This is a genomic window from Streptococcus sp. 4155 (assembly GCF_013276695.1).
GTDB classification, from domain to species: Bacteria; Bacillota; Bacilli; order Lactobacillales; family Streptococcaceae; genus Streptococcus; species Streptococcus pseudopneumoniae.
Genome location: NZ_VMLM01000043.1, coordinates 34009 through 61007, shown reverse-complemented (window position 1 = coordinate 61007; position 26999 = coordinate 34009). Strand labels below are relative to the sequence as shown.

Here is a 26999-nt window from a genome sequence, read left to right as displayed (position 1 = left end):
CTTTGAGGTTGTAGATAAAACTGACGAAGTCAGCTCAAAACACTGTTTTGAGGTTGTGGATAGAACTGACGAAGTCAGCTCAAAACACTGTTTTGAGGTTGTGGATAGAACTGACGAAGTCAGCTCAAAACACAGTTTTGAGGTTGTAGATAAAACTGACGAAGTCAGCTCAAAACACTGTTTTGAGGTTGTGGATAGAACTGACGAAGTCAGCTCAAAACACCGTTTTGAGGTTGTAGATAGAACTGACGAAGTCAGTAACATATATCTACGGCAAGGCGAAGCTGACGTGGTTTGAAGAGATTTTCGAAGAGTATTAGAATTATAAAAAACGCATAATATCAGATGTAGAAAAGTTTGATACTATGCGTTTTATCATGAAAAGATTTTCTAAATCATCTCCTCAAATTGATTTTTTCACAGTCTAAAATATTTGATAGATAAACTATGAATTGGAGTTATTCTGACTCCTTACGAAAGCTAAATAATCCAGCAGTTAGAGTTAACATTCCAAATAGGGTGGCGAGAATTGAGTGATTTTCTCCAGTATTTGGCAAAGTCTTAGCTACTTGTTTCGAAATAGTTTCAGTCTTAGTTGCTAACGACTCAGCTTGAGTTTTTGTACTACTTGCGTCATTTCCTTTTTGTTCAGTATTACTACTATTTACAACTGGAACAGGAGTTGTACTACCTCCGTTATTGCGGCTTGCGGCAACTTTGAAAGTCATAGCATAGATACTGAAGTGATTGGTTTCAAAAGTAACCTTATCTGTATCTTGTTTGAACTTCAATGCCTGTAAAGTACCATCTGGAGCAACATAGTAAACATTTTCAACTGGCTTATCAGCAGAAAGACTTACTAGAACCATGCCATTTGGCTGGATAGCCTTACCATTCGCGTCATACAGATGAATGTCAAAGGCCTTGTAGTCTTTTGATTCAAGTGAAGTCGGCTTGGTTTCTTCTACCTTGATATAGCTGACATTTTTGAGTGTTGCTTCTGAACCATGCACTTGAACGCTTCCAGCTTTGTTCGAAAGAACACGAGTATTGTTTGGGATGGCTGGGTTAAGCGTAGGCGTTACAGGAGTTGTCGGTGTTACTGGAGCAACTGGATTCACAGGTTGTTCTGCTGGTTTCTCTGGCTTAGCAGGTTGTGGTTGATCTGGAACAGCTGGTGCAACTGGTTTTGGTGTGTCAGGAACTACAGGTTTCTCGCTTGGCTTTTCTGCTGGTTTCTCTGGCTTAGCAGGTTGTGGTTGATCAGCTGGAACAGTAGGAACACTTGGCTGCTTGTCTGGCTTAGGTTGTTCACTTGGCTTAACTTCAGGTTTTACTTGCTCAGCTGGTTTTTCAGCAGGGTTCTTAAACAAGAAAACGTAAGTATCGTAGGTCTCACCAAATAGATTGTATGAATGAGTTTTAGTTTTCTCATCATAGCGATTTGTTTCTTCACTTGGGAATCCTGGATAATAGAGTTCTTCCAGTTTTCTATCCTTAGTTAATGTATAAACCTGAATATCTTCTTTCTTCTCTTTTGATTTGATAGTTAAAGAGATGCCACCACCTTGGAGAGTTCGATTTGTTCCGTAAGTTGGATTTCCATTTTTATTAGGAACTTCATAGAAGATTGTATAAGCTTCGTAGTTCATTCCTTCCAACTCTGGAACTTTTACTCGAACAAGAGCAGGTTTAAACCTACTATCCATATCTCCAAATCCGCTACCTTTAAATTTTATCTCTTTACCGTTTTCGAACATCGGATTATTGAAATTCGAATTAAAAGTATTTACTTTTATATGAGATCCTGCATGAAGCAAGTCTGGTTCAGCTGTCCACCAACCGTAAGATGTTTTTTCTACATTCTCAGCAGGAAGTGGAGCAGCAAGGTCGTTTGTTGTTAGAGTAGGGCGACCTGTTCCGTTATTAAACCAACGTTTTGGCTGGTTGGTTCGATAAGGAACCTTTGGCAATCCAGCATTTTTAGCTAGTTCCACTGGTTTAGCAGGTTGTGGTTGCTCCACTGGTTTAACCTCTGGTTGAGGGTTTTCTGCTGGTTTTGGAGATGGAACGGGTGTTTCAGCTGGTTTATTTTCAACCGGCTTGTTCTCAGCTGGTTTCGGCTGCACAGTTGGTTCAACTGTCTCCGCTGGTTTCGAAATTTCAGCAGGTTTTTCCGTTTCCGCTGGTTGCGGATCTTTCGGTTTTTCTTCTACTGGTTTATTTTTAGTGTAAACAAAATAGTAGCGAAAAAGATTATCTCCTTTACCATTTTTGTAGCCAGAACCACGCAAAGCATAAGCTGCATCATAACTGACTCTGACAACTTTTGGATCTGGGTCGATATCTGGATGATCTGCAGCTGATTTTACGACGTGGCTAAAAGTGTAGTCGGAGAATTTTTTTGCTGTTAGTATTCCATCTGCATCATCTTTATCGGTATCGAACCGTAATGATCTAACTGTTGCGTGTTCTGGACTATCAATCCTGGATTCAGTAGTGTATCCATATTTTTGGACACGATCAGCATCCAAGAAATCTGCTTGGACTTTGTATTCTCGATAAGTCCAGTCTGCTAAAGTAGGAAAGCCTTGCCCATTTGTTCCGGGAATTGGCGTGTTTAGAAGTTTATCAGCATCTATTCCAGAAAGAGCGTAAAGCTTTTGATTTGCTTCAGATACAATCTTGTCGTTCTCTTCTTTAGTCATAGACATGACTGCGCCAGCTTTGTATGCCAAATCTTCCGCCACCATCTTCTTCATCTCTTCAGAATCTGTTATAGGTTGTTCTGGTTCAGGCGTTATGATTGGTAGACCTGGCTCAGGTAGCTGATTGGTTGGATCGACGTTGTATTTTTTCTCGATCTCAGCATTTTTCTTGTCCTCTGCGATAGCCTCATCTGTTCCGTTTGCGAGAATGTTGCCCTCGGTCGAAGGTTTTTCGACAGGCGCGGGCTCTTCTACCGGCTTTTCAGCAGGTTTCGAAACTTCTTTGCCTGGCTTTGGCTTAGCGATTGGGTCGAGCATACTGAAATCAACCCAGCTACCATTAGGTTTTGGTGCAGGTGTTGGTTGAGCAACATTAGGTTTAGCAGCAACATTTGGCTGCGGCGCAACGTTTTCCTCGGCACGCACCAAAGTTGGCACGGCAGCACTAAGAGTTACAGCAGAGAAAGTGACAATACCTAGTTTAGTTAGTTTATTCATAATTTTTCCTCCTTGGGAATGTATAATTGCCTTTTTAGGCTTATAAAATAACAAAATCAACTTCCTTTCAAGACCACAAAAGCAAAATTTTGAGCCAACTCATTCTCTAAACATTTAATGTTCTTGATAGAAGCCTTAAATGAACCTTTATCCATTAACTGAACAATACAGCTATTACACTATTACATATCTTAATAATTTTTAAATTTTTTGTTACCATAAGCTCGCTAACTACTTTAGAGATAGGGAACTAAGTGTATCGCGTAACGACCGTTAAACGATACACAAAAAATACCAGTCTAATACAGGTTAAAAACACTGTTAAACTCGTATTTTTTAAATATTCATATTGTTGTTTTGACTGTTTCATCAAACGGTCGTTAATCGAAACAAATTTACAGCTTCATTCTACCATTTTTCCCTATTTTTAGCAATGATTTTCCGTTTTTTTTGACGATTGTTCGCCACTTTATTGCGTTCTAACACTTTATATAGGGTTGATGTAGAAATTTGTTCAGCTTTTGCAATATTACGTATGCTTATATTTGAATGTAGATATTTGTTAAGTATCCGCTCCTCCTTTTCTTTTGAAATCCGTTTTGCTCCTAATCTAACACCATTTTCCTTAGCTTTTCGAAGTCCTTCTTTTGTGCGAAACCTCAGATTTTCCAGCTCATTTTCTGCCACAAAGCCTAAAATGACGCAAAGTAACCTGCCAATAAGAGAGTCTGTTTCTAGTTTTTCATGCAAACTGACTAGCTGAATATGATATTCATTAAATTGTTCAATAAGTTCTAGTAGCTTAAACATAGATCGAGTCAGTCTATCTAACTTATAGATAGTGAAAGTAACCTGCTTGCCATCTTTCGAAAAGTCAGAGGCCAGTTTTAAGGCTTTTGTAAGTTCAGGACGAGTGTTATTTGCACCAGATTCCTTTTCTATAAAAAGTTTATCGCAATGTTTGAGAGCTTCGATTTGCACTTTCAATCCTAGGTCTTGCTTATGAGTAGATACACGGGCGTAGCCTATGTTGATAGTCTTTTGAGACATAAAAATCCTCCTGTTATCTTGATACAGAGGGATATTTTACTATGAATTTTAAAATAAGAAAAGACTTCAATTTCATAATCCCTATGAACTACACCCCAAAAGCTAGATTATTCTATCTAACTTTTTAGGGTGTACATAGATAGGGAAGGTGTAATTATAGGAGTTTTACTTGTCTCTTTGTATTACCAAATAATCACGCGCTCTTCTGGTGAACGCCACATTCCGTCACCTTCTTTGACATCATAGGTTGTAAAGAAATCGTCGAAGTTTGGTACTTGCACATTGACACGGAGTTTGGCTGGTGCGTGCACATCGACGCTAGCCAAAAGTTTCATAAATTCTGGACGACCTTTCATGCGCCAGATGCGACCGAAGTTGTAGAAGAATTCTTCTGCTGAGAAGTCTGCTTCTCTCTTAGCTGCTTCAAGCGCTGCTGCGATTCCTCCCAAGTCAGCCACATTTTCTGACACAGTCAATTTACCGTTGATGGTTGCTCCATAAGAATCCTGTCCATCAAATTGGTCAATGACTTTTTGTGTTTTCTCTTTGAAGGCAGCATAGTCGCTCTCTGTCCACCAATCCTTGAGGCTACCATTTTCATCGAAGGAAGCTCCGTTGGTATCAAAGGCGTGAGAAATTTCATGGGCAATAACTGCACCAATCCCACCGTAATTAGCAGAAGATGACTGATGCAAGTCATAGAAAGGAGCCTGTAAAATAGCTGCTGGAAAGACAATTAGGTTCTTCTGTGGATTGTAGTAAGCATTGACCATATGAGCAGGCATGCCCCACTCCTTGTAGTCTACAGGCTGGTTCCACTTGCTCCAACTGTGTTTGATTTCCACACGCGCAAAGACTAGAGCATTGTCAAAAAGGCTAGCATTTTCATCCACTACCTTATCCTTGTAGCGTTCTGGCAATTCTTCTGGGTAACCGATATAAGGCTTGATAACATTGAGTTTGACGATGGCCTTGTCACGAGTTTCAGGAGTCAGCCAGTCATTTTTAGCCAAGCGTTCCTTATAGACATCAATCATAGTTGCCACTTTTTTCTCCACATCTGCCTTAGCTTCTGGAGAGAATTTTTCATGGGCATACCATAGGCCTAAAGCTTGTTTGAATGGACCTTGTGCTAGCTGGTAGGCTGCCTTGACCTTGTCTTTGGCTTCTGGAACTCCTGAAAGCGCACGGCTATAGGCACCTGACAAGACACGGATTTCTTCTGTTAAATAGCTGGTTGAAAGATTGACAACACTCAAAATCAAGGTTGCCTTGAGAAGAGGCCATGCCTCTTCACTATAGAATTGATCTGCTGCTTGCCAGAAACGTTCCTCGTCTACAATAACCTTGTCTGGTACTTGTCCAAGAACAGCTTGGAAGAAGTCATTCAAAGGTAGGGCAGGCGCGAATTTCTTGAAATCTTCGTAAGAATATGGATGGTAAAGCTTGGCATATTCTGAACTTTCTTCATTAGAGAGCACCACTGCCGCAACTCGACGGTCCAATTCAAGTCTTTTTTCTAGCAAGTCTTCAATTTCTTCATCAGAGAAATCATAAGCCTTGAGGAGATTTGCGCTGCTTTCTTTCCAAAGAGTCAAGAGCTCTTCGCGCTGAGGATGTTCTTCTGCATAGTAGGTCGTATCTGGCAAGATTGTGCTTGGAGCGCTAGCCCATAGAACATTGATTCTAGCATCCATAAAGTCTGGCGATACACCAAAAGGAAGGAAGTTTGGTTTTCCTGCAAGCTCAAACTCTGCTAGTTTAGCTGTAAAATCCGCAAAAGTCTCCAACTCTTGGAATTCTTTAAGGAGTGGTAAGACAGGTGTGATACCGTCAGCTTCTCTCTTGTCAAAATCACGAACTAGGCGGTGGTATTTGACAAAGTTTGCCAAGATAGCATCCTCAGGCACCTCTTCACCTGCTAACCACTTGTCTGTTGTCGCCAGCATCAAGTCTTCAATTTCCTGATCTAAATCAACAAAACCTCCTGTTTGAGACTTATCTGCTGGGATTTCAGCTGTCTGTTGCCATTCTCCATTGATAGCATCATAAAAATCATCTTGATAACGTGTCATCTTGTTCTCGCTTTCATTTGTATTTGTCTTTATCTTAACAAAAATCACTAGGGAATGCAATTAAAAATGAACTTTCCTTTTCTATCATTTTTCAGTTATTATTTCAAATTTTTTAAAAATTCACAAAAAAATTAATTGTCTGAAAAATGAATTGACAAAAAATATATAAAATGATAAAATTCTATCTATCTCATAGCTTTGCTACTTGAAATTTAAATATTAGGAGGTAGATTTTATGCTTAAGCAAAAACGTGTTCATTCTGTAAGTATTGCAGGAATCGCAGTGCAGTAAAGGCAGTGCAGTAAAGGATAGTAATACTTTCTTCACCGAGGCTGGTAACTAGACTTTCTCTAGTTACCTTTTCTTTTAATTGATATAAGGAGATATAATGGATCTACTAAAAGCTCGTCCAAAACTAAAAAAGGCTTACCCAGTAGTATATAAAGACGGATCGGTCTATATAGGTGGGTTTGGAGAAATTACAGAACATGAAGACCCTAGCGGAGCTATTGAATACATGCTCAAAAAAATGGATGGAATTAATACTGTCGAAAAAATCATAAGAGAAGTTTCAGAAACCTACAGTGAACTATCACCATCTGATGTAATGGAAGCTATTGATGAAATCAGTAAAGAACGATTTATCGAGGATTTAAATCTTACTGGTTCTAAAATATTATTCAAGTATGAATTAGAACGTTATCACAGAAACATCAACTTTTTTCATCTTACGCAACTTTAAGTGAAAATAAATATATTTCTCAAAAAAAATTAATTGATTCAAAAATTGGAATTATTGGATTAGGCGGATTAGGATCTCACATTATATATGACTTAGCTGGCTTAGGTATAGGAGAAATAAAAGCTGTTGAATTTGATGTCGTTGATATATCTAATTTAAATAGACAAATTTTATATAACTTTGATGATATAGGAAAGAGTAAAGCAAGTATAGCAAAACAACGCATCTATGAATTTAATCCTCAAATAAAATTTACTGTTGAGGAAAAGAAAATCAATTCATCTGAAGATGTTGTTGAATCATTCCGAGGATTCGACTGCTTAATACTAGTTGCGGATAGACCTAAAATCAAACTAGCAAGATGGGTAAATGAAGCTATAGTAAAGCTGAATATTCCTTTATTTTGTGCAGGTTTAGAAGCGCAACGAGCCCTGCAATATACTATTATCCCCAAAATATCTGGATGCATAGATTGTTGGAGAAATACTATCCAAAAAGAACACCCTATTTCTCACCTAATCCTTGAAGAAAGAACTCGTTTAAACTTAGTTGGTGACAATACTGCCATAGCTCCTCTAGTATCTGTAGCAACTGGTATCATTTGTTCAGAAGTTACAAAATATATCACTGGTATCGGTGAATTAACTACTGTAGGCCAATTAAAATCTATAGATATGAATACAATGACTACAAAAATAGCCGAGCATTGGCATATAGATCCCAATTGTATAACCTGTCGTGGAGGTAATATTATTGAATAGAAATTACAAAATATTGTGGCTAACATTTCTTGTATCCAACTTTGGTGATTGGCTAAGAAAATTAGCTCTACCTTTGCTAGTATTTGAGAAAACAGGATCTCCATTTCATATGGCTACTCTATACGGTATTTCATTTTTACCATGGATTTTATTTTCTCTAGTAGGAGGTATATTAGCAGATAAATTCAAAAAAGTATATATCATTTCAATATGTCATTTAATCTCATTAGTCATTCTAAGTTTGCTAATAATATCTTTTAAAAATGATAATATACTCTTACTCTTAATTTATATTTTAACCTTCCTGCTCTCCTCTACAGAGCCATTAGTCCACCCAGCATTTCAAAGCTTGTTACCACAGATTGTAACAGACAATCAGCTATCAAAAGCCAATTCAGGAATCCAACTTATTGACAATACATTAAATCTTATTGGTCCTATGATTAGTGGTTCTGTTCTATTACTTATTAATCCAGCTAAAGTTTTATGGGTCAATGCTCTTACCTTTTTAATTGCCAGCCTATTAATTCTCTGCATAAAAACTCCAGAAAATACACTAGTAAATATCTCTAAAAAAGAGAGTCTTTCTAAAACAATATCTATTGGTTTGCACTATGTAAAAAATGATAAAATCATCCTAAGTGGAGCTATTCTTTTTTTTGGAACAAACTTTGGTATTCATATATTTCAGGCCAACTTAGTTTACTATATTACAGATGTTCTAGGCTATACCTCCTTTCACTATGGATTAATACTCTCAATAGCTGGTGTAGGAGCTATATTAGGTGCTATTCTTGCCCCTGAATTAATTAAAAAGTTTAGATATGGAAAAATCCTCTCCATCAGTACAATGCTAGCTGGTCTATCTACTATGTTGCTATCAATTAACACAAACTATATATATGGGAGTATTTTTAGGTTTGAGTAATATGTTTGGCAATATCAATGCCATTACATATTTTACGTTACGACAAAAAGTTGTCAAAAAAGAAATGTTGGGACGTGTTGTTAGTATTACTAGAATGATCTCATTTGCTTCTATCCCCTTAGGAGCATACCTTGGAGGGATACTTGTTTCACATAACTTAACTATCATAAGTATTCTAATATTAGCAGGTACTATAAGATTTCTTGCAGGGGGATTTAGTTACTTTAGTCCATTAACCAAAAGTAAAAACTATTGATGTTTAAAGTGTGATATACTGATTCAAAATAATTCATCAAAGAATCGCTCATACTCAACAAAAATCAAAGGGTAAACTAAGGGGTTATCCATGGATAGATTAAAACACTTTTTGAAGTACAGATAGTAAATCTAATTAAAGAATCTTTAAAATCATAAAAACGCATAATATCAGGTGTATAAACCTTGAGATTATGCGTTTTATTAGACCTCCTACTAAATATATAGCAAAATAGAGTTAGTTGGAGCTGGAGTAGTACAATGCTGCTTCTAAGGCATTTTTATAATTTACTTTGAATTTCTAACAATGTTTTAAAAAACTCGGTGGACTATTCCAGATTCAATCCACTATATATTGATTCCCTTGTGTGATGTGTAAAGATTTTTTAATGACTTATTTTAATTTTTTCAAAAATTAACTTGACTTAATTTTTTTTTTAATGTATATTAAGAGACAGGAGGAATATAAGTTTATGATACGTATCGAAAATCTCAGTGTCTCCTACAAAGAAACGTTGGCACTTAAGGATATTTCACTAGTGCTCCATGGACCAACAATTACCGGCATCATTGGTCCAAACGGCGCTGGGAAATCAACACTATTAAAAGGTATGCTGGGAATTATCCCACATCAAGGTCAGGCATTTCTCGATGACAAGGAAGTTAAAAAATCCTTACACCGAATTGCCTATGTCGAACAAAAAATCAATATCGACTACAACTTTCCCATCAAGGTCAAGGAATGCGTCTCGTTAGGACTCTTTCCCTCTATCCCTCTCTTTCGAAGTTTAAAGGCTAAACATTGGAAGAAAGTGAAAGAAGCCCTTGAAATCGTCGGTCTAGCTGACTACGCTGAACGGCAAATCAGTCAACTGTCTGGAGGTCAATTCCAGCGGGTCTTGATTGCCAGATGTTTGGTGCAGGAAGCCGACTATATCCTCTTGGATGAACCCTTTGTTGGGATTGACTCTGTCAGTGAGGAAATCATCATGAATACGCTGAGAGATCTGAAAAAAGCTGGGAAGACGGTTCTCATCGTCCACCACGACCTCAGCAAGGTTCCCCACTACTTCGATCAAGTCTTGCTTGTCAATCGAGAAGTGATTGCCTTTGGTCCAACCAAAGAAACCTTTACCGAAACCAATCTCAAAGAAGCTTACGGTAATCGACTCTTTTTCAATGGAGGTGACCTATGATTGCAGAATTTATCGATGGATTGCAAAAATTCCATTTCCTACAAAATGCCTTGATAACAGCTATTGTCGTCGGGGTCGTAGCTGGAGCTGTGGGATGTTTCATCATTCTACGCGGGATGTCACTCATGGGAGATGCCATTTCACATGCTGTCTTACCAGGTGTAGCCCTCTCCTTCATCTTGGGCCTTGACTTCTTTATCGGAGCCATTGTCTTTGGATTGCTAGCTGCCATCATCATTACCTACATCAAGGGAAACTCGATTATCAAAAGCGATACCGCCATCGGCATTACCTTTTCTTCTTTCTTAGCCCTCGGTATCATCTTGATTAGTGTCGCTAAAAGTTCAACTGACCTTTTCCATATCCTTTTTGGTAATATCCTAGCCGTCCAAGATACGGATATGCTTATTACTATGGGTGTTGGTGCAGCCATTCTCTTGTTAATCTGGATTTTCTTCAAGCAACTCTTGATAACTTCCTTTGATGAACTCTTGGCTAAAGCCATGGGAATGCCTGTCAATTTCTATCACTACCTTCTCATGGTACTCTTGACTCTCGTGTCTGTGACAGCCATGCAAAGTGTCGGAACTATCCTGATTGTAGCCATGCTGATTACCCCAGCCGCGACTGCTTATCTCTATGCTAATAGCCTGAAAAGTATGATTTTCCTATCTTCAACCTTTGGAGCGACAGCTTCAGTTTTGGGGCTCTTTATCGGCTATAGCTTTAACGTTGCGGCAGGTTCTAGTATCGTGCTTACAGCCGCTAGTTTCTTTCTCATTAGCTTCTTTATCGCTCCAAAACAACGATATTTGAAACTAAAAAATAAACATTTGTTAAAATAAGGGGCAAAGCCCCAATAATAAATTGGAGGATCTAATGAAAAAATTAGGTACATTACTCGTTCTCTTTCTTTCCGTCATTGCTCTTGTAGCATGTGCTAGCGGAAAAAAAGATACAGCTTCTGGTCAAAAACTAAAAGTTGTTGCTACAAACTCAATCATTGCTGATATTACTAAAAATATTGCTGGTGACAAGATTGATCTTCACAGTATCGTTCCGATTGGGCAAGACCCACACGAATACGAACCACTTCCTGAAGACGTTAAGAAAACTTCTGAGGCTGATTTGATTTTCTATAACGGTATCAACCTTGAAACAGGTGGCAATGCTTGGTTTACAAAATTGGTAGAAAATGCCAAGAAAACTGAAAACAAAGACTACTTCGCAGTCAGCGACGGCGTTGATGTTATCTACCTTGAAGGTCAAAATGAAAAAGGAAAAGAAGACCCACACGCTTGGCTTAACCTTGAAAACGGTATTATTTTTGCTAAAAATATCGCCAAACAATTGAGCGCCAAAGACCCTAACAATAAAGAATTCTATGAAAAAAATCTCAAAGAATATACTGATAAGTTAGACAAACTTGATAAAGAAAGTAAGGATAAATTTAATAAGATCCCTGCTGAAAAGAAACTCATTGTAACCAGCGAAGGAGCATTCAAATACTTCTCTAAAGCCTATGGTGTCCCAAGTGCCTACATCTGGGAAATCAATACTGAAGAAGAAGGAACTCCTGAACAAATCAAGACCTTGGTTGAAAAACTTCGCCAAACAAAAGTTCCATCACTCTTTGTAGAATCAAGTGTGGATGACCGTCCAATGAAAACTGTTTCTCAAGACACAAACATCCCAATCTACGCACAAATCTTTACTGACTCTATCGCAGAAGAAGGTAAAGAAGGCGACAGCTACTACAACATGATGAAATACAACCTTGACAAGATTGCTGAAGGATTGGCAAAATAAGCCTCTGAAAAACGTCATTCTCATGTGAGCTGGCGTTTTTTCTATGCACACATTTCCGGTCAAATCATTGGAAAATTCTGACTGTTTTAGATACAATGGAAGAAAAAAGATTGGAGTATCCTATGGTAACTTTTCTCGGAAATCCTGTGAGCTTTACAGGTAAACAACTACAAGTCGGCGACAAGGCGCTTGATTTTTCTCTTACTACAACAGATCTTTCTAAAAAATCTCTGGCTGATTTTGATGGCAAGAAAAAAGTCTTGAGTGTCGTTCCTTCTATCGATACAGGTATCTGCTCAACTCAAACACGTCGTTTTAATGAAGAATTGGCTGGACTGGACAACACGGTCGTATTGACTGTTTCAATGGACCTACCTTTTGCTCAAAAACGTTGGTGCGGTGCTGAAGGCCTTGACAATGCCATTATGCTTTCAGACTACTTTGACCATTCTTTCGGGCGCGATTATGCCCTCTTGATCAACGAATGGCACCTATTAGCACGCGCAGTCTTTGTCCTCGATACTGACAATACGATTCGCTACGTTGAATACGTGGATAATATCAATTCTGAGCCAAACTTCGAAGCCGCAATTGCAGCTGCTAAAGCCCTATAGAAAAAATCCTCTGTCACAAAGAGCTCCCTGCTCTTTGTGACAGAGGATTTTTGAATATTAGTAAATAGAAGTTCAATCAGCTAAAAACAACCACCTTATACTCTTCGAAAATCTCTTCAAACCACGTCAGCTTTATCTGCAACCTCAAAGCGGTGCTTTGAGCAACCTACGACTAGCTTCCTAGTTTGCTCTTTGATTTTCATTGAGTATTACTCTACAGATTTCAAGGCTTCTAACATATCAACCTTTCTCAAATGATGATTAACAAAGAAACCAAGCAAGGTCAAAATGATACTTACTGCTGCCACTGAGATTACATAGACTTCCCAGCCTACCTGTGGATAAAAGAGAATAGTCGCTGGTGAAATCATTTGAATCAAAAATTGGTGTAAATAGAAACCAGATACCAGACCAAGGACGATTCCAACAAGGGACAGCACAATCGTCTCACGGTAAATGTAGAGAGTGACTTCATTATTATGAAAACCGAGAACCTTGATAGTGGAGAGTTCACGGATTCTTTCAGCTACGTTGATATTGGTCAAATTGTAGAGGATAACAATAGCCAACAGAACCGACACGATGACCAAGATGGTCATGGTCTGATTGAGTGAGCTAGCGACGGAGTCAAAGAGGCGAATGGCTGAAGCATTTTGGACAACACTGGACACCGCAGCTTGATTCATAAGTAAGCCTGCCTGTCTTTCGATACTAGTAGCACTGGTATCTCTTAACGAGACCAAATAAGTGTTGGCTTGGGGTAGCTGTCCGTAAATTTGCTCATAGCTAGCCTGACTCATATAAATAAAATGACCAACGTAGTTCTCAGCAATGGCAGCGACCTTTAGCTCCTTACCTTCAATTTCTAAAGTCTGCCCAACCTTGACACCTGCCAGCTGGGAGAGTTTATCCGTGATAACGACCCCAGTTTTTAATGTCAGCTCCTGCTGATGATTTTGCAGATAAATAAAGGGAGTCAAATCTTCCTTATCAGTCATCATAAGGGTAATTGTTTGAAGACCTGCCTTACCTTTGAAATCCTTGTCTAGCGTCTTAGAATAAATTTTCTGGTAGTCTTGAATATCCTGCCCTTTCAACACTTCTTCTAACTCTGCCTTGTCCTGATTGGTCGCACTAGGATTTTCAGAGACAATCATCTGATACTGTTGGATTTGTTGAAACTGTCTAGACGGAACTCCTGCTACAGAGGATTGGATTCCCAAACCTGCAAAGAGCAGAGCTACAGAACCTGCCACACCAAAGATTGTCATCAACATCCGTTGCTTATAACGAAAGATATTGCGAGCTGTTACCTTATGGGTAAAACTGAGACGACGCCAAATAAAACCGATGCGCTCCAGTAAGATTTTAGCTCCTTTGACAGGAGGTTTAGGCAGTAAAAGCTGGGCTGCTTCATCATGAAGTTCCCTACGAGCTACCAAGTAGGCTGGTAGAACACTAGCCAACCAGCTCAAGACAAGAGCCAGTAAGCTATAGGTCCAATAGAACTGAATCTGGGTTTCTCCCACCACCATTCCTTTTGTAATGACACTTGAAATCACACTGGCTAGTAAATAATGGCCAAGTATACTACCTAGAGCCGTTCCGACAGTCCCAGCTACTAGACCGTAGAGAAGAAACTTGGCGATAATATCCTTACTACGATAGCCCAAGGCCTTAAAAATCCCTGCATGAGTTCGCTCTTCATCCACAAAGCGAGTCATGGTCGTAAAGGTCACCATGGCTGCTACGGCATAAAGCACCACAGGAAAGATATTGCCCACTGCTCGAATACTGGATGAAGCATTGCTATACATGAGATAGCCCTGACCACCTGGCATGGTCTGACGATTATAGACCTGATACCTTGGCTCCACCAAATCATCCAAGACTTGCTGATGTTTTTCTAATTTTTCCTTTTCTTGGTCTAGATTTTGTTCAGCCTGCTTTAGCCTATCCTCTTCCTTGCTCAATTCCTGCTTGGCTTGGGTAAGTTGAGCACTGGCCTGCTCTCTCTGGGCTTGAGGAAGCAAGGCTAGTTGACTTTCTTGAGCCTGTATACGAGCTTGAGTAGCTGCTAAACGACGCTTGCCTTCCTGCAAATTAGTCTCAGCCTTGTCAAGGGTCTCTTGCCCCTTATCGAGAGACTCTTGCCCTTCTTTTTTCAACACTTGCAGACGTGCCTTGCCATTATCTGACAAAGCTTGTTCAAGCTCTTCCTGATGTTGCTTGGATTTCTCTTCATAAGCTGCTGAAAAAGCATTTAAACCTGCTAAATCTTGATATTTCAAACGAGCTATATTGTAGACTTTCTGATCAAACTGACTAGGTAAAATCACCCCATAGGCTGTCAGAGTCCCACTTCCACTTCCTGCGTAGCCCATATCTCGCTGGGAGAGGATTTCAGCTGAATCCACAAAACCAGTAATGGTATAAGTATGGTCTTTTAAAGAGGAATGACCCTCTTCTTTTTCTTTAAAACTAATCTCCTGGCCCACACTATATTGACTCTGCAGATGACTGGCCAAAGCGATTTCCTTGTCTGACTGAGGAAGTCGTCCTTCTCTTAGCTGAAAGGTTGAAATTCGCTCTGGTTTGGAATACAGCCGAATGGCATCCTGCCCATTATCCATAGCCACATCTGTCAAATAGCCAAACTCGACCTCTGCGCCCTCTATCTGTTCTAGTTCTTCTTGATCTGTTTGATCCAAACCATAATTAGACATAACTGCCAAATCCAAGGTTTGAGCAGTTGTTAAATAAGCATTAGCTGTCGCCTCCATGTTGGGGCTAGTCACTTTGAGGCCTACTAGGGCTAAAGAACCCAACATCATCAAGGTCAAGATGGATAAAAAACGTCCCTTGGAGCCTGTGAAGGACTGAATCAAGTCCTTCCAATAGGTTTTTCGCTTGATCATGCTAGTACTCCAAACTGTCGATATCCTGAGGATGCTGGTTGATCACCACATCCTTGACACTGGCATCGTGCATATGAATCACGCGATCAGCAATGGGCGCCAAAGCTCCATTGTGAGTCACGATAATCACCGTCGCCCCCTTTTGACGAGACATGTCTTGGAGAATCTTCAAGACTTGCTTGCCCGTCTGATAATCCAAGGCGCCTGTTGGTTCGTCACAAAGGAGAATTTTAGGATTTTTGGCTACCGCGCGTGCAATGGAGACTCGCTGTTGCTCCCCTCCAGACAGCTGAGCTGGGAAATTATTGAGACGATGAGCCAGACCTACATCTGTCAAGACCTGCTCAGGATCCAAAGCATCTGTCACGATTTCAGAAGCCAACTCCACATTTTCCTTAGCAGTCAAATTGGAAACTAGATTATAAAACTGAAAAACAAAACCAACATCATTTCTACGATAATTGGTCCTCTGGTGGGAACTATAGTCTGCAATATTAACACCATCTATCCAGATTTCCCCATCATCATTGGTATCCATTCCCCCAAGAAGGTTAAGAACCGTTGACTTGCCTGCACCAGATGCACCTAGAATAATAACCAATTCACCCTTTTCAATTTCAAAATTCACATCGCGATTGGCCACAATCTCCGTGTCCCCAACCTGATAACGCTTGTAACAGTGTTTCATCTCAATATAAGCCATCAGTGCCACCCTCTCTTAAACAAATTACTTCCTACTATCATTATATCGCTTTTTCAAGCCATTGGAAACTGGGAACAAAAACAAAAAGCCTAGAAATCAATTCTAGACTTACATTTTTTTATTTTCCAAGGTAGTATTCAGAAACTACGTTCAATTTTTCGTCGAATTCGAATACCAATGGTGGGAAGTTAGGGATTTCCACGTCCATGATCTCGTCATCTGACAAACCTTTGATGTGTTTTAAAAGGGCACGGATTGAGTTACCGTGAGCTCCTACGAATACGTTTTTACCATCTTTAAGAGCTGGAGCGATTTTATCTTCCCAGAATGGAAGGGCACGTTCCAAAGTCACTTTCAAGTTTTCAGCATCTGGAATAACTGAATCGTCAAGTGAAGCGTAACGACGATCAGTGTGAGCTGAATGCTCATCATCACGGTCCATGTTTGGAGGCAATACATCGTATGAACGACGCCAGATGTGAACTTGCTCATCACCAAATTGCTCAGCAGCTTCAGCTTTGTTTTTACCAGTCAAACCACCGTAGTGACGTTCGTTCAGGCGCCATGATTTTTCAACTGGAACCCACAATTGGTCAGAAGCTTCAAGAGCCAAGTTCGTTGTTTTGATAGCACGTTTCAATACTGAAGTGTAAGCTTGGTCAAATTCGATACCAGCTTCTTTGATCAATTTACCAGCGTCAATCGCTTGTTGTGTACCTTTTTCAGACAAATCAACATCAGCCCAACCAGTGAAAAGGTTAGCTTTGTTCCATTCAGACTCACCGTGGCGAGCAAAAACCAATTTTACCATTAGATGGATTCTCCTTCAAATTTTCCGAGGTTTCCCCTCGTTTATCTATTCTATTCTACACAATTTTTCACAAAAAAGCTAGTCAAAACCAAAAAGGAAAGGACTGTTTGGCAATCCTTTTCCTTCTTAGTATCAGACAACAACCTTACTTCTCTTCAAATCCTTCTGCGACTGCGTCCGCAAAGTTTTCTTCTACGATGCTTGCACAGTGGTCACAGATGACTGCCTGGTAGGTGCGTTCTGCTGTTGTTGGGTCGGTGCGACGGCAACGGTCACATACTTGGCCTGCAGCGCGTTCAACAGTGAAGGCGACATCTTCAAAGCTAAGGGCAGCTTCTGGAGCTGGTCCTTCTGCGATGGTCAACTCAGACACGATCAAAAGTTGTGCTACATTGCTGTTTACTGCTTCGAGTAGAGTTTTCACAACTTCATTTGGATAAACTGTCAAGTGTGCTTCAAGTGATTTACCGATAACTTTTGCATTACGAGCTTCTTCCAAGGCTTTTTGTGCTTGTCCACGAAAGTCCATGAAGGCTGCCCATGTATCCAAGATTTCTTCTTGGTTAGCAAATGTCTCTGCTTCTGGTAATTCTGACAATTGGACGAAGTCTTCGGCTTCAAACTCAAGGTATGACCAGATTTCTTCCGCAGTGTGAGGAAGGATTGGTGTCAAGAGTTTGGTGATTTTCACAAGAATGTCATAGAAGACAGTCTGCATTTGACGGCGTTCCAATGATTTGGCACCTTCGATGTAAACAACATCTTTAGCAAAATCAAGGTAGAAGGCTGATAAATCAACGTTGATAAAGTTCACCAAGGCCTTGTAGATTGTCAAGAATTCAAAGTTTGCATAAGCATCACGAATCGTTTTCACAAGCTGGTTAAAGCGAATCGTCATGTACTTATCAACTGAACGTAGTTCTTCATAAGCTACTGAATCTTGAATTGGGTTAAAGTCAGATGTATTGGCAATCAAGAAACGAAGGGTGTTACGAATCTTACGGTAAGTTTCAGAGACTTGGCTCAAGATATCCATAGAAATACGCACGTCATTGCTTGAGTCAACACTTGTTACCCAGAGACGCAAGATTTCAGCACCAAATTGTTTTTCAACATCGCTTGGAGCAATGGTATTTCCAAGAGATTTAGACATCTTCTCACCTTTACCATCAAGGGCAAAACCTTGTGACAAGATTTGTTTGTAAGGTGCTACGCCATGGTTGGCAACAGATGTGATGAGTGAAGAGTTGAACCAACCACGGTATTGGTCAGAACCTTCTAGGTAAAGGTCTGCTGGGTAAGTCAACTCAGGACGGTTTACAACCACTCCATTCCATGATGAACCTGAGTCAAACCAAACGTCCATGATGTCAGTTTCTTTTTTGAACTCTCCGTTTGGTGAACCTGGATGAGTAAATCCTTCTGGCAAGAGGTCTTTGGCATCACGTTCCCACCAAATGCTTGAACCGTGTACTTCAAAGAGTTGAGCTACATGCTCAATCGTTTCAGCAGTCATGATCGCTGTACCATCTTCAGCGTAGAAAATTGGAAGTGGAACACCCCAAGCACGTTGACGAGAGATAACCCAGTCGCCACGGTCACGAATCATATTGTAAAGACGGACTTTACCCCATTCTGAGTGGAATTTCACTTTTTCAATTTCGTCCAGGATTTCTTGGCGGAATTTAGAAACTGAGGCAAACCATTGTGGTACTGCACGCCAGATGATTGGTTTCTTAGTACGCCAGTCAAATGGGTATGAGTGAGAGATTTCTTCTTGGGCAAGAAGGAGGCTGCCGAGTTTTTCAATAACAGTTGGTACAACCTTGTCGTAGAACTGGCCTTCAAACTCAGGACCAGCATTCCCCATCATGATACCGCGTTCATCAACAGTCACTGCGACTTCAAGACCATTAGCAATACCAACATTGTAGTCGTCCTCACCAAAACCAGGGGCTGTATGGACAATACCAGTACCAGAGTCAGTGGTAACGTGGTCACCAAGAATAACCAATTCATCTACAGCTGTATCCCATGGGTGTTCTGTTACGATGTGGTTGAGTTCTTGACCACGGTAAGTTGCCAACACTTGAACATCAGCCCAACCAAATTTCTCAGACAAGCTATTCAATAATTCTGCAGCAACGACAAACTTACGAGTTTCACCAGCAGGTTGAACTAAAACGTAATCAATATCTGCTCCAACCGTCAAACCACGAGAAGCTGTGATGGTGAATGGAGTAGTTGTCCAAACAACGATGTAAGTATCTGTATCTAGAACACCTTTGCCATCTTTTACCTTATTGGCATAGTAAAGGGAAGTTGAAACCAAATCATGGTATTCAATTTCCGCTTCGGCAAGGGCTGACTCAGATGACCATGACCAGTAAACTGGTTTTGCACCACGGTAGATATAGCCTTTATTAGCCATCTCACCAAATACACGGATTTGAGCTGCTTCATAATCAGGAGTCAAAGTCACATATGGATTTTCCCAGTCACCAGAAACACCCAAACGTTTAAAGTCTTCACGTTGTTTATCTACTTGAGAAAGAGCGTATTCACGGCAAAGTTTCAAGTACTCAACCAAGTCCATTTCTTTACGTTTGACACCTTGTTTTGCCAAAACTTGCTCGATTGGCAGACCATGAGTATCCCAACCTGGGATAAATGGTGCGTAAAAACCTGACATAGATTTTGAGCGAACAATGATATCTTTTGAAATCTTGTTCATAGCGTGTCCAACGTGGATATTTCCGTTCGCGTATGGAGGGCCATCATGCAAGGTGAAATGAGGTTTTCCTTGGTTCAATTCTTGACGACGTTGGTAAAGTTTTGCATCTTCCCATTCCTTTTGCCAAACTGGCTCTTTGGTCGGAAGGCCTGCACGCATTGGGAAAGCTGTTTTCCCAAGGTTAAGGGTATCTTTGAGTTTCATGGTATCTCCTTTATAAATAATAACAAATTAAAAACCACGACTGCCAAAAAGGACGAAAATCGCGGTACCACCTTTATTCGGAAAAAGATCTAGTCTTTCTCCCTCTTATCCCGTAACGTGGGGAACGTCAAATCCTACTAACTTCAGACTTGAGTTTTTGAGAGGATAATCTTATCAATAGGGATTACAGGACTCACACCATCTCCTGCTCGCTGGAAATATAAGGATAAGATATTGTTCTCAGAATATTTCTTATAAAATTGTAACGGATTCTTGCGGTGCTTCAAATCCTGGTGCTGAATCAAATGTTTCTGTAGCTGGTGTTGGAGCCGAAGGATGTACTGGAGCTACTTCTGGCTCTTCATACATTGGACCAACTGGATGAGCAGGTTCTTCTTCCATTTGAGGACCCACTACAGGAGTTGGAGCTTCCACTTCCTGTTTAGTCTGAGCTTCAAATTCAGCCAATTCTTTATTGGCTGCTTCAATACGAGCCTGTAACTCTGCCATTTCTGCTTGAGAGAACTGACGTGTCATATCAATTGGTTCTTCCTCAATTGGAGCTGGAATCGGTTCTCCAAGTACCTCGCTAACCACTTCTTTAAAGGCTTCATCACTGGTTTGAAGATAAGTAGCTGTTGGGCGAAGAATATCTTCCCAGTCTGAAGATTCAACAATAGCCAACTGACTCTCAATTGTAGATTTGAGACGTTGGTGGAAGACACGGCTCTTGTTCTTCAACTCTTCGGTTTCAACAGCAACTTTCTTAGCATTGTCTGTTGCTTGACGAAGAATCTCGTTTGCCTTATATTTAGCTTCTTCCAACAAGCGTTGCGCATCCTGCTCTGCTTGATGAATGATATTGTTTGAACGTTCATGTGCTGCTTGTTTCACTCGCTCAGCTGTGTCTTGGGCAATCAATACAGACTGGCTCAATGAATCTTTCATTTCGTCAAAGTAAGACAAACGCTCTTCTAAACTCTTAATACGCAAATCTTTATCATGATTCGCACGAACAAGATCTTCGTAATCACGAACCACAATATCTAAAAATTCATCGACTTCTTCTGGATCAAAGCCTCTGAATCGAGTTCCAAAGGTCTTGTCCTTTATTTCTAATGATGTAATTGGCATTCTATTCCTCACTTACTTAATAATAACTGGACGGTTATTTTTTTCTTCTCTTTTTTCGTTTGTCCCTTATCTTGAAGTAATCTCAAGCGACCAAATTTTCTCACACTAATCAAATCTCCAACTTGAACAGTGTAATCTGATTTGTCTACCACATGATAATTTACTTGGACAAGTTTCTTTTCAATCAACTGGTTTGCTTGATTCCTAGATAGTTTCAAAACATTTGATAAAAGAACATCTAATCGAAAACTAGACACAGATAAATCCAGTTCTCGATACTGTTCTAGCTTATCTATTTTCTCGGCGAAAGGACGTTCCTCCAGCGAAACAGGTATACGGCCAATTTTCTTTAATCCATCTTTAAAGAGAAGAAGAAACTGCTGATTAATCATAATCTGCGCCCGTTCTTCATCTACTAGGATATCTCCAAAAAGTTTCCGTTCAATCCCTAATTGATTGATGACTGTCCCTAAAATCTTAGCATGCGTTAAATGTTCAAATTTATTGGAATACACAATTTCCTGAAGAGATATTTCAAAATCTGAAAACTCTGGTTGGAAATAATCTGGGTATAATAAAACTCGAACATACTCACTCGAGACAAATTCCCCACTACTGCTACAAGCAAGACCATAGGTTTTGGCCAAAATCTTTAATAGTTTCTCCTGATGAGGATTGATAAAAGGAGTTAAAAAAGGAGCATAGCTATCTTCTACCTTCTTTATCCATTCCATTCCCTTGTCAAGAAAGGGACGATCTTCTATGGAGAAATGCTGATAAATCCCTTTATTCATCCTATCATCGCCAGAAAACGGACTAGGTTTTCTCCTAAAAATCGAACCAAAACAATCGCAACCCAAACAGATAAATCAAGGCCCGCTATCTGTAAAGGCAGGCGTTGCAAGGGAGCAAGTACTGGTTTTACCAACGCTACAATCCAACGACCCAAACTGGATTCGTAGGCGCCTGGAAACCAAGACATGACAGCAAAGGCTACCAAAATCAGGGAGTAAATATCCACTGCATTATAAATCATACGAATTAAAAAAATCATTATCGTACTCTATTTCGTCTCATATCAAAATCAAACTCACCCTGTTGATCTTCATCTGGCAAACGAATATCTTCTACATTCACAATAACATTCACTGGTGTCAACAGATACATGGTAGAAGCTACTTTTTTCAGACTTCCAGCTAGAACATGGCAAGCCCCATCCAGGTAATCCAAACAACGACGAGCCTGCACTTCAGTCATATATTGAAAATCAATCAAGATACTTTCGTTTCCTGCCAATAAATCAACAATTTCTGTTGCGTCTTCATATTTTCTAGGATAACGAACATCTATAATGACCTTATCAGTTGCACGCTGACTCTGATTTGCCAATTCCTGTTGTCTTGCATGAAGTCTGGTGATATTGTTCTCCTTTGTTCCAGCTGATTGTGGAGTTTGAGTGATTGGGAGAGCCGGTTCCTGTGAAGAATTTACTGGAGTAAACACAGGCTCATCTCTTTTTTCATAAGGGAGACTTGAATCCTCATCCTCCGTAAAATAATCTATAAATCTATCGAATCTATCTTTTAAAGACATGGTTCTCTCCTACTTAAAAAATGCTGTACCTATACGAACAAAGGTGGAACCGAATTGAATCGCTTCTTTATAATCACGACTCATTCCCATACTTAACTCGGTCATAGGCATATTTGGAATTTGTTTTTCTTGGATTTCTCTTTGTAAATCTTGGGTCGCCTTGAAAATTTCTTTCAACTGCTCACTTCTAGCCTCAAAAGGTGCCATCGTCATTAAACCAACATATTCAATCTTATCTAGTCTGGCTAACTCTGGCAAGATATCCAGCAGTTCCTCTCTCGAAAAACCGTGCTTGCTTTCTTCTTTAGAAATATTTACTTGAAGGAAACACTTGATGACTCGGTCACTTCTTTTTTGAATTTCCCCTGCTAGCTTTACTGAATCCAAGGCATGGAAATAATCAACGTATTGAATGACATCTTTCACCTTACGTCTTTGCAAGGTACCAATCAAATGCCAAGTCACATCTCGATCTTTTAGAGCTTCATATTTTTCCAGAAACTTATCGACACGATTTTCACCGATATGATGAACACCTAGCGGAAGCAAGGCTTCCGCTGTCGGTACATCTACATACTTGGTAACTGCAATGACAGAGACTGAACCACTCTCTCGATGAGCACTCAGACTAGCCTCTGCGACTTCTCGAAAAACAAGTTCTGTATTTTCTTTTACATTCATTTACTTAACGATTTTTGAAAAATGGAGGTGTATCCAATTCATCTTCATCTTGTGATGTTGGGGCTTCAAAGCGTTCAACTGGAGAAACGACTGAATCTGTTGTACGAACAATCGATTCACGGCGAAGATCCCAATCACCAAAAGCAGATGCCTGAGTTGGTTCCAAACGACGTGGATTTTGTTTTGGCAATTCAGCTGTTTCTGCCATATCAAAATGACGATCAAAGCCATGTGAATGAGCTGGTTTCACTGTCTCACGGTAGTTAGTAGTCGGTCTAGCTTGTGGAGCAACAGCCTTCTCTACGCGGTCTTGACGAACACCCGTTGCGACAACTGTTACACGAATTTCATCACGCATACTTTCATCAATTGAAGTACCGAGCCAGATGTTCACTCCTTGACCTGCTGCCTGGTTCACAATTTGTGAAGCCTCCTCAGCTTCAATCAAGGTTAAATCGAGACCACCAGTTACGTTGACAATCACATCTTCTGCTCCATCAATTGTTGTTTCAAGAAGTGGAGAGTAAATTGCCTTACGCGCCGCTTCTACCACACGTTCTTCTCCACTACCGATACCAATACCCATGAGAGCATTCCCTTTATTTGCCATAACTGTTTTCACATCGGCAAAGTCAAGGTTAATCAATCCTGGATTGGTAATCAAATCGGTAATCCCTTGAACACCTTGACGAAGAACGTTATCCGCTTCGCTAAGAGCCTCCAAGAGCGGTGTTTTCTTATCAACAATTTCAAGCAAGTTGTTGTTTGAAATAATCAATAGAGTATCTACATGCTCACGAAGTTGGTTGATTCCTTCAACGGCAAATTGTCCACGTTTGCTTCCTTCAAAACCAAAGGGACGTGTCACAACACCAACTGTAAGAGAACCTAAATCTTTGGCGATACGAGCAATAACAGGAGCAGCTCCAGTTCCAGAGCCTCCTCCCATACCAGCAGTGATGAAGACCATATCTGCGCCACTGATAGCTTCCGTCAGTGTTTCTTCGCTTTCTTCAGCAGCTTTACGACCAACCTCAGGTTGACCTCCTGCACCCAAACCACGAGTCAATTTAGGTCCCAACTGAATAACAGTCTCAGCTTTTGTACTACTCAATGCTTGTACATCTGTGTTTGCTGCGATAAATTCTACGCCTGTAACACCTTCGTCGACCATACGGTTGATGGCATTGCCACCACCTCCACCGACACCAATTACTTTAATCACTGCACCTTGAGCAGCAGCTGTATCAAATGAAAATGTCATAATTTATTTTTCCTCTTTATTCGTCAAACATGCTTCCGATCAAGCCACGGAAACGATCTGCTAATTTCGGTTTATTTTGTGAAGCTTGTTGGAAATCCGCCATTGGTTCTGTAGGCGCCACCGGCTCTACTTCTGGAGCAGGAGCTGGTTGAACAGGCGTTGATTGTACAAACTGAGCTGTCTTTTGCAGCATCCCACCAAAACTAATTGGCTGATGACTTAAGTCATTCTCACCTTTTATCGCTCTCTGAGCCAAAAGATTCACTTCTGTTAATTGACCCGCAAATTCTGATAAACTAATCACATGCGCAAAGGCTGGATTACGGATACCAACTTGATTTGGAACATAAAGCTTGACACGGACGCCAAAGACTTCCTGAGCAAGTTCAACCATACCTGGTAAAATGGCATTCCCACCGATTAAGACAATACCACCAGGGAGCTCCAATAGACGTCTTCTATCTAATTCTTGCTTGATTTGCTCAAGGATGTGCTTAATTCGTGCAGAAATAATTTCTGACAAGTAGGCTTCCGTCACTTCAACTGCTTCTACTTCTCCAATAACTTCTACTTGGAAGGTTTCTTTGCTTGCAAGAGGCGGATAGGCTTCCCCGTAATTCAGTTTCAAGCCTTCCGCTAATTTGCGAGAGGTTTTCAAAACCTTGGAGATATCTTTAGTTACATAATCTCCACCTTCTTGGAGAATATGTGTGAACTGAAGTTCTTGGTTACGGATTGTAGCGACAGTCGTTTGACCTGCTCCCATATCAATCACTGTAGCACCAAATTCACGTTCACCTTCGTTCAAAACTGATTGAACCATTGCTAGTGGTGAAATAATAACATTTTCAACCTGTAGTCCGACACGTTCTACTGTCTTACGTAGGTTATGTAAAATAGTGCGAGGACCTGTATAAAGCAAACCACGCATTTCAAGACGAACCCCCATCATGCCACGTGGGTCACGAATCCCTTGGAAACCATCCACAATAAATTCTTCAGGAATAAAGGTAATGACTTCACGGTCAGGTGTCATACTCTTTGTCAAAGCTGATTTGACAACATTTTCAACATCTTGATCCGTAATTTCCTTGGTATCAGATGTTACTGGAATCATCCCTTGAGTTGGTTCTACCTGCAAAAGATTACCAGGCAAGCCGACATTCACTGATTTAATCGAAATGCCTGACTTTTCTTCTGCTTGGGAAATGGCTGACTTGATAGCAGTTGCTGCTGCATCAATATCAACAATAATTCCATCCTTTACACCTTTACTTTTGGCATTACTCACGCCAATTACATTTAATTCACCATTTCTCTGCTCGGCTACAAGCACCTTGACAGAGCTTGTTCCAATATCTAGACCTGTAAAAAAGCCTTCTCTAGCCATTACATCGCATCCTCTCTATCTTCCAAGTTTCGCACTTCGTATTATTCCATAGCTAAACTTAGGCATAGCTATTCACAGAATATTATAACACAAAAAATTTAATCATGCTTGCTTTTTTCCTAAATTTCCCAGCCAATTTTTGAGTTTCTATGTTCAGAAATTCTTATTTTATAAGCTGCTTGTAAAAACTCTCTAAGACAAAAAAAGAAAGCTCTGTGTTAAGCTTTCTTTGCAATCATTTTTTCTGCTTCTTGAGCTAAAAAGAATTCTAAGATTTTCTTAGTCAAACTGATAGTAGCTACCAGCACAATTGAAACAAGTAAATAATTAGCTACTAGACCATGATCCCCAACCAATGGCGGTTTTGTCAAGAATCCGTAATCCCCACCTGTTACCAAATTGACCACAAAAATCAAGGCATTTAGGGCAAAGGTCATGAGAAAAATTCCCTTCACATCCAGCAATTTCGCACTATACTGTCTCAATAGATAAACTAGAGAGTTCCCCAAGAGTGCTAAATGACCAAAGATAAAGGATAAAATGGTGATATGTGGAAAAGGGTAAGCATCTGGCACTGGATAAACAAAGGCTGCTAATGTCCCAAATGTTCCCAATAATGCAAAGTATTGTTTATATTTGGACTGACCAGGAAGCAAGAGTACCACAAACATAGCCATACGGCAATGGTAAAAGGGTAGGCTTTCTGACAATGGCATATGATTGACCCAGTACCAACCATAAAGAAGGATCAACTGAACGGCCTGTAAAATCTGGAAAAATCGTTGGTAAACCTTCTTTTCACGATAGCGATAGGCTGTATAAAAGGTCAAGGCTAAGAGCGTAAATAGGCTAACATACCAAAAAAGGTCAAATTTAGGTGGTTCTGTTGGCTGAGTTGTAAAAAAAATATCCCATAAATTCATCTAGTCT

General features: G+C 40.1%; 23 protein-coding genes. 8 read left to right on the top strand and 15 right to left on the bottom strand.

Features of this window, described 5'->3' with window-relative positions:
- Window positions 1–298: hypothetical protein (locus HT715_RS05885; protein ID WP_172922860.1), on the top strand; the 298-nt coding region annotated here is incomplete at its 5' end.
- Window positions 299–458: 160 nt separating this feature from the next.
- On the opposite strand, the gene HT715_RS05880 is transcribed toward HT715_RS05885, so the two are convergent.
- From HT715_RS05880 to pepO, 3 genes are all read right to left on the bottom strand, one after another.
- The gene (locus HT715_RS05880; RefSeq protein WP_054388029.1) at window positions 459–3206 is read right to left on the bottom strand and encodes an LPXTG cell wall anchor domain-containing protein; all 2748 of its coding nucleotides are present in this window, start codon (window positions 3204–3206) and stop codon (window positions 459–461) included.
- Between the two features lie 408 nt (window positions 3207–3614).
- Window positions 3615–4256 (bottom strand): recombinase family protein, encoded by a 642-nt coding sequence (locus HT715_RS05875; protein WP_023933213.1) that lies wholly within the window; start codon window positions 4254–4256, stop codon window positions 3615–3617.
- Between the two features lie 182 nt (window positions 4257–4438).
- Window positions 4439–6331, bottom strand: coding sequence for an endopeptidase PepO (gene pepO / locus HT715_RS05870; protein ID WP_054388039.1), 1893 nt, complete (start codon window positions 6329–6331; stop codon window positions 4439–4441).
- A gap of 389 nt (window positions 6332–6720) precedes the next feature.
- On the opposite strand from pepO, the gene HT715_RS11900 reads away from it, so the two are divergent.
- From HT715_RS11900 to tpx, 7 genes are all read left to right on the top strand, one after another.
- Window positions 6721–7074 (top strand): hypothetical protein, encoded by a 354-nt coding sequence (locus HT715_RS11900; protein ID WP_023936003.1) that lies wholly within the window; start codon window positions 6721–6723, stop codon window positions 7072–7074.
- Window positions 7023–7835, top strand: coding sequence for a ThiF family adenylyltransferase (locus HT715_RS11895; RefSeq protein WP_338151876.1), 813 nt, complete (start codon window positions 7023–7025; stop codon window positions 7833–7835). Before HT715_RS11900 ends, HT715_RS11895 begins: the two co-directional genes overlap by 52 nt.
- Entirely contained in the window at window positions 7828–8763 is a 936-nt protein-coding gene (locus HT715_RS05860) for an MFS transporter (protein ID WP_226372852.1), read from the top strand. The genes HT715_RS11895 and HT715_RS05860 overlap by 8 nt, the downstream gene beginning before the upstream one ends.
- Window positions 8764–9491: 728 nt before the next feature.
- On the top strand, window positions 9492–10214 hold the full coding sequence (locus HT715_RS05855; protein ID WP_000619142.1) for a metal ABC transporter ATP-binding protein: 723 nt from the start codon (window positions 9492–9494) through the stop codon (window positions 10212–10214).
- Window positions 10211–11059 (top strand): metal ABC transporter permease, encoded by an 849-nt coding sequence (locus tag HT715_RS05850; protein WP_000559788.1) that lies wholly within the window; start codon window positions 10211–10213, stop codon window positions 11057–11059. The genes HT715_RS05855 and HT715_RS05850 overlap by 4 nt, the downstream gene beginning before the upstream one ends.
- Before the next feature lie 34 nt (window positions 11060–11093).
- Window positions 11094–12023, top strand: a complete 930-nt coding sequence (gene psaA / locus HT715_RS05845; protein ID WP_054388028.1) for a metal ABC transporter substrate-binding lipoprotein/adhesin PsaA — start codon at window positions 11094–11096, stop codon at window positions 12021–12023.
- 122 nt (window positions 12024–12145) lie between these two features.
- Window positions 12146–12637 (top strand): thiol peroxidase, encoded by a 492-nt coding sequence (gene tpx / locus HT715_RS05840; protein ID WP_000256028.1) that lies wholly within the window; start codon window positions 12146–12148, stop codon window positions 12635–12637.
- A gap of 209 nt (window positions 12638–12846) precedes the next feature.
- Here tpx and HT715_RS05835 read toward each other — a convergent pair whose 3' ends face one another.
- The 12 genes from HT715_RS05835 to HT715_RS05780 all read right to left on the bottom strand — a co-directional run bounded on the left by HT715_RS05835 (window position 12847) and on the right by HT715_RS05780 (window position 26992).
- Window positions 12847–15555, bottom strand: a complete 2709-nt coding sequence (locus tag HT715_RS05835) for an ABC transporter permease (RefSeq protein WP_054388027.1) — start codon at window positions 15553–15555, stop codon at window positions 12847–12849.
- A 1-nt stretch (window position 15556) separates the two neighbouring features.
- Window positions 15557–16258: an ABC transporter ATP-binding protein gene (locus tag HT715_RS05830; RefSeq protein ID WP_054388026.1), complete on the bottom strand. Its 702-nt coding sequence runs from the start codon at window positions 16256–16258 to the stop codon at window positions 15557–15559.
- Window positions 16259–16376: 118 nt separating this feature from the next.
- The gene (locus tag HT715_RS05825; RefSeq protein ID WP_054388025.1) at window positions 16377–17069 is read right to left on the bottom strand and encodes a phosphoglycerate mutase; all 693 of its coding nucleotides are present in this window, start codon (window positions 17067–17069) and stop codon (window positions 16377–16379) included.
- Window positions 17070–17214: 145 nt separating this feature from the next.
- Window positions 17215–20007: an isoleucine--tRNA ligase gene (ileS, locus tag HT715_RS05820; RefSeq protein WP_172922859.1), complete on the bottom strand. Its 2793-nt coding sequence runs from the start codon at window positions 20005–20007 to the stop codon at window positions 17215–17217.
- A gap of 252 nt (window positions 20008–20259) precedes the next feature.
- Window positions 20260–21141 (bottom strand): DivIVA domain-containing protein, encoded by an 882-nt coding sequence (locus tag HT715_RS05815; RefSeq protein WP_001123177.1) that lies wholly within the window; start codon window positions 21139–21141, stop codon window positions 20260–20262.
- Window positions 21142–21149: 8 nt separating this feature from the next.
- Complete coding sequence (locus HT715_RS05810; RefSeq protein ID WP_138707165.1) at window positions 21150–21935, bottom strand: RNA-binding protein; 786 nt, start codon at window positions 21933–21935, stop codon at window positions 21150–21152.
- A complete protein-coding gene (locus tag HT715_RS05805; protein ID WP_000576513.1) occupies window positions 21932–22195 on the bottom strand; it encodes a YggT family protein in 264 nt (87 codons plus the stop codon). The genes HT715_RS05810 and HT715_RS05805 overlap by 4 nt, the downstream gene beginning before the upstream one ends.
- Window positions 22195–22734: a cell division protein SepF gene (locus tag HT715_RS05800; RefSeq protein WP_000053381.1), complete on the bottom strand. Its 540-nt coding sequence runs from the start codon at window positions 22732–22734 to the stop codon at window positions 22195–22197. The genes HT715_RS05805 and HT715_RS05800 overlap by 1 nt, the downstream gene beginning before the upstream one ends.
- Before the next feature lie 9 nt (window positions 22735–22743).
- Entirely contained in the window at window positions 22744–23415 is a 672-nt protein-coding gene (locus HT715_RS05795) for a YggS family pyridoxal phosphate-dependent enzyme (protein WP_138706431.1), read from the bottom strand.
- Between the two features lie 4 nt (window positions 23416–23419).
- A complete protein-coding gene (gene ftsZ / locus HT715_RS05790; RefSeq protein ID WP_138706430.1) occupies window positions 23420–24679 on the bottom strand; it encodes a cell division protein FtsZ in 1260 nt (419 codons plus the stop codon).
- Window positions 24680–24695: 16 nt separating this feature from the next.
- Window positions 24696–26069 (bottom strand): cell division protein FtsA, encoded by a 1374-nt coding sequence (gene ftsA, locus HT715_RS05785; protein ID WP_000090408.1) that lies wholly within the window; start codon window positions 26067–26069, stop codon window positions 24696–24698.
- Window positions 26070–26287: 218 nt separating this feature from the next.
- Window positions 26288–26992, bottom strand: a complete 705-nt coding sequence (locus tag HT715_RS05780) for a TIGR02206 family membrane protein (protein WP_001055261.1) — start codon at window positions 26990–26992, stop codon at window positions 26288–26290.
- Between the last annotated feature and the right edge of the window lie 7 nt (window positions 26993–26999).

Coding starts and splice junctions, on each gene's coding strand:
- HT715_RS05880 (WP_054388029.1), bottom strand. CDS start 3,206: ATGAATAAACTAACTAAACTAGGTATTGTCACTTTCTCTGCTGTAACT.
- HT715_RS05875 (WP_023933213.1), bottom strand. CDS start 4,256: ATGTCTCAAAAGACTATCAACATAGGCTACGCCCGTGTATCTACTCAT.
- pepO (WP_054388039.1), bottom strand. CDS start 6,331: ATGACACGTTATCAAGATGATTTTTATGATGCTATCAATGGAGAATGG.
- HT715_RS11900 (WP_023936003.1), top strand. CDS start 6,721: ATGGATCTACTAAAAGCTCGTCCAAAACTAAAAAAGGCTTACCCAGTA.
- HT715_RS05855 (WP_000619142.1), top strand. CDS start 9,492: ATGATACGTATCGAAAATCTCAGTGTCTCCTACAAAGAAACGTTGGCA.
- HT715_RS05850 (WP_000559788.1), top strand. CDS start 10,211: ATGATTGCAGAATTTATCGATGGATTGCAAAAATTCCATTTCCTACAA.
- psaA (WP_054388028.1), top strand. CDS start 11,094: ATGAAAAAATTAGGTACATTACTCGTTCTCTTTCTTTCCGTCATTGCT.
- tpx (WP_000256028.1), top strand. CDS start 12,146: ATGGTAACTTTTCTCGGAAATCCTGTGAGCTTTACAGGTAAACAACTA.
- HT715_RS05835 (WP_054388027.1), bottom strand. CDS start 15,555: ATGATCAAGCGAAAAACCTATTGGAAGGACTTGATTCAGTCCTTCACA.
- HT715_RS05830 (WP_054388026.1), bottom strand. CDS start 16,258: ATGGCTTATATTGAGATGAAACACTGTTACAAGCGTTATCAGGTTGGG.
- HT715_RS05825 (WP_054388025.1), bottom strand. CDS start 17,069: ATGGTAAAATTGGTTTTTGCTCGCCACGGTGAGTCTGAATGGAACAAA.
- ileS (WP_172922859.1), bottom strand. CDS start 20,007: ATGAAACTCAAAGATACCCTTAACCTTGGGAAAACAGCTTTCCCAATG.
- HT715_RS05815 (WP_001123177.1), bottom strand. CDS start 21,141: ATGCCAATTACATCATTAGAAATAAAGGACAAGACCTTTGGAACTCGA.
- HT715_RS05810 (WP_138707165.1), bottom strand. CDS start 21,935: ATGAATAAAGGGATTTATCAGCATTTCTCCATAGAAGATCGTCCCTTT.
- HT715_RS05805 (WP_000576513.1), bottom strand. CDS start 22,195: ATGATTTTTTTAATTCGTATGATTTATAATGCAGTGGATATTTACTCC.
- HT715_RS05800 (WP_000053381.1), bottom strand. CDS start 22,734: ATGTCTTTAAAAGATAGATTCGATAGATTTATAGATTATTTTACGGAG.
- HT715_RS05795 (WP_138706431.1), bottom strand. CDS start 23,415: ATGAATGTAAAAGAAAATACAGAACTTGTTTTTCGAGAAGTCGCAGAG.
- ftsZ (WP_138706430.1), bottom strand. CDS start 24,679: ATGACATTTTCATTTGATACAGCTGCTGCTCAAGGTGCAGTGATTAAA.
- ftsA (WP_000090408.1), bottom strand. CDS start 26,069: ATGGCTAGAGAAGGCTTTTTTACAGGTCTAGATATTGGAACAAGCTCT.
- HT715_RS05780 (WP_001055261.1), bottom strand. CDS start 26,992: ATGAATTTATGGGATATTTTTTTTACAACTCAGCCAACAGAACCACCT.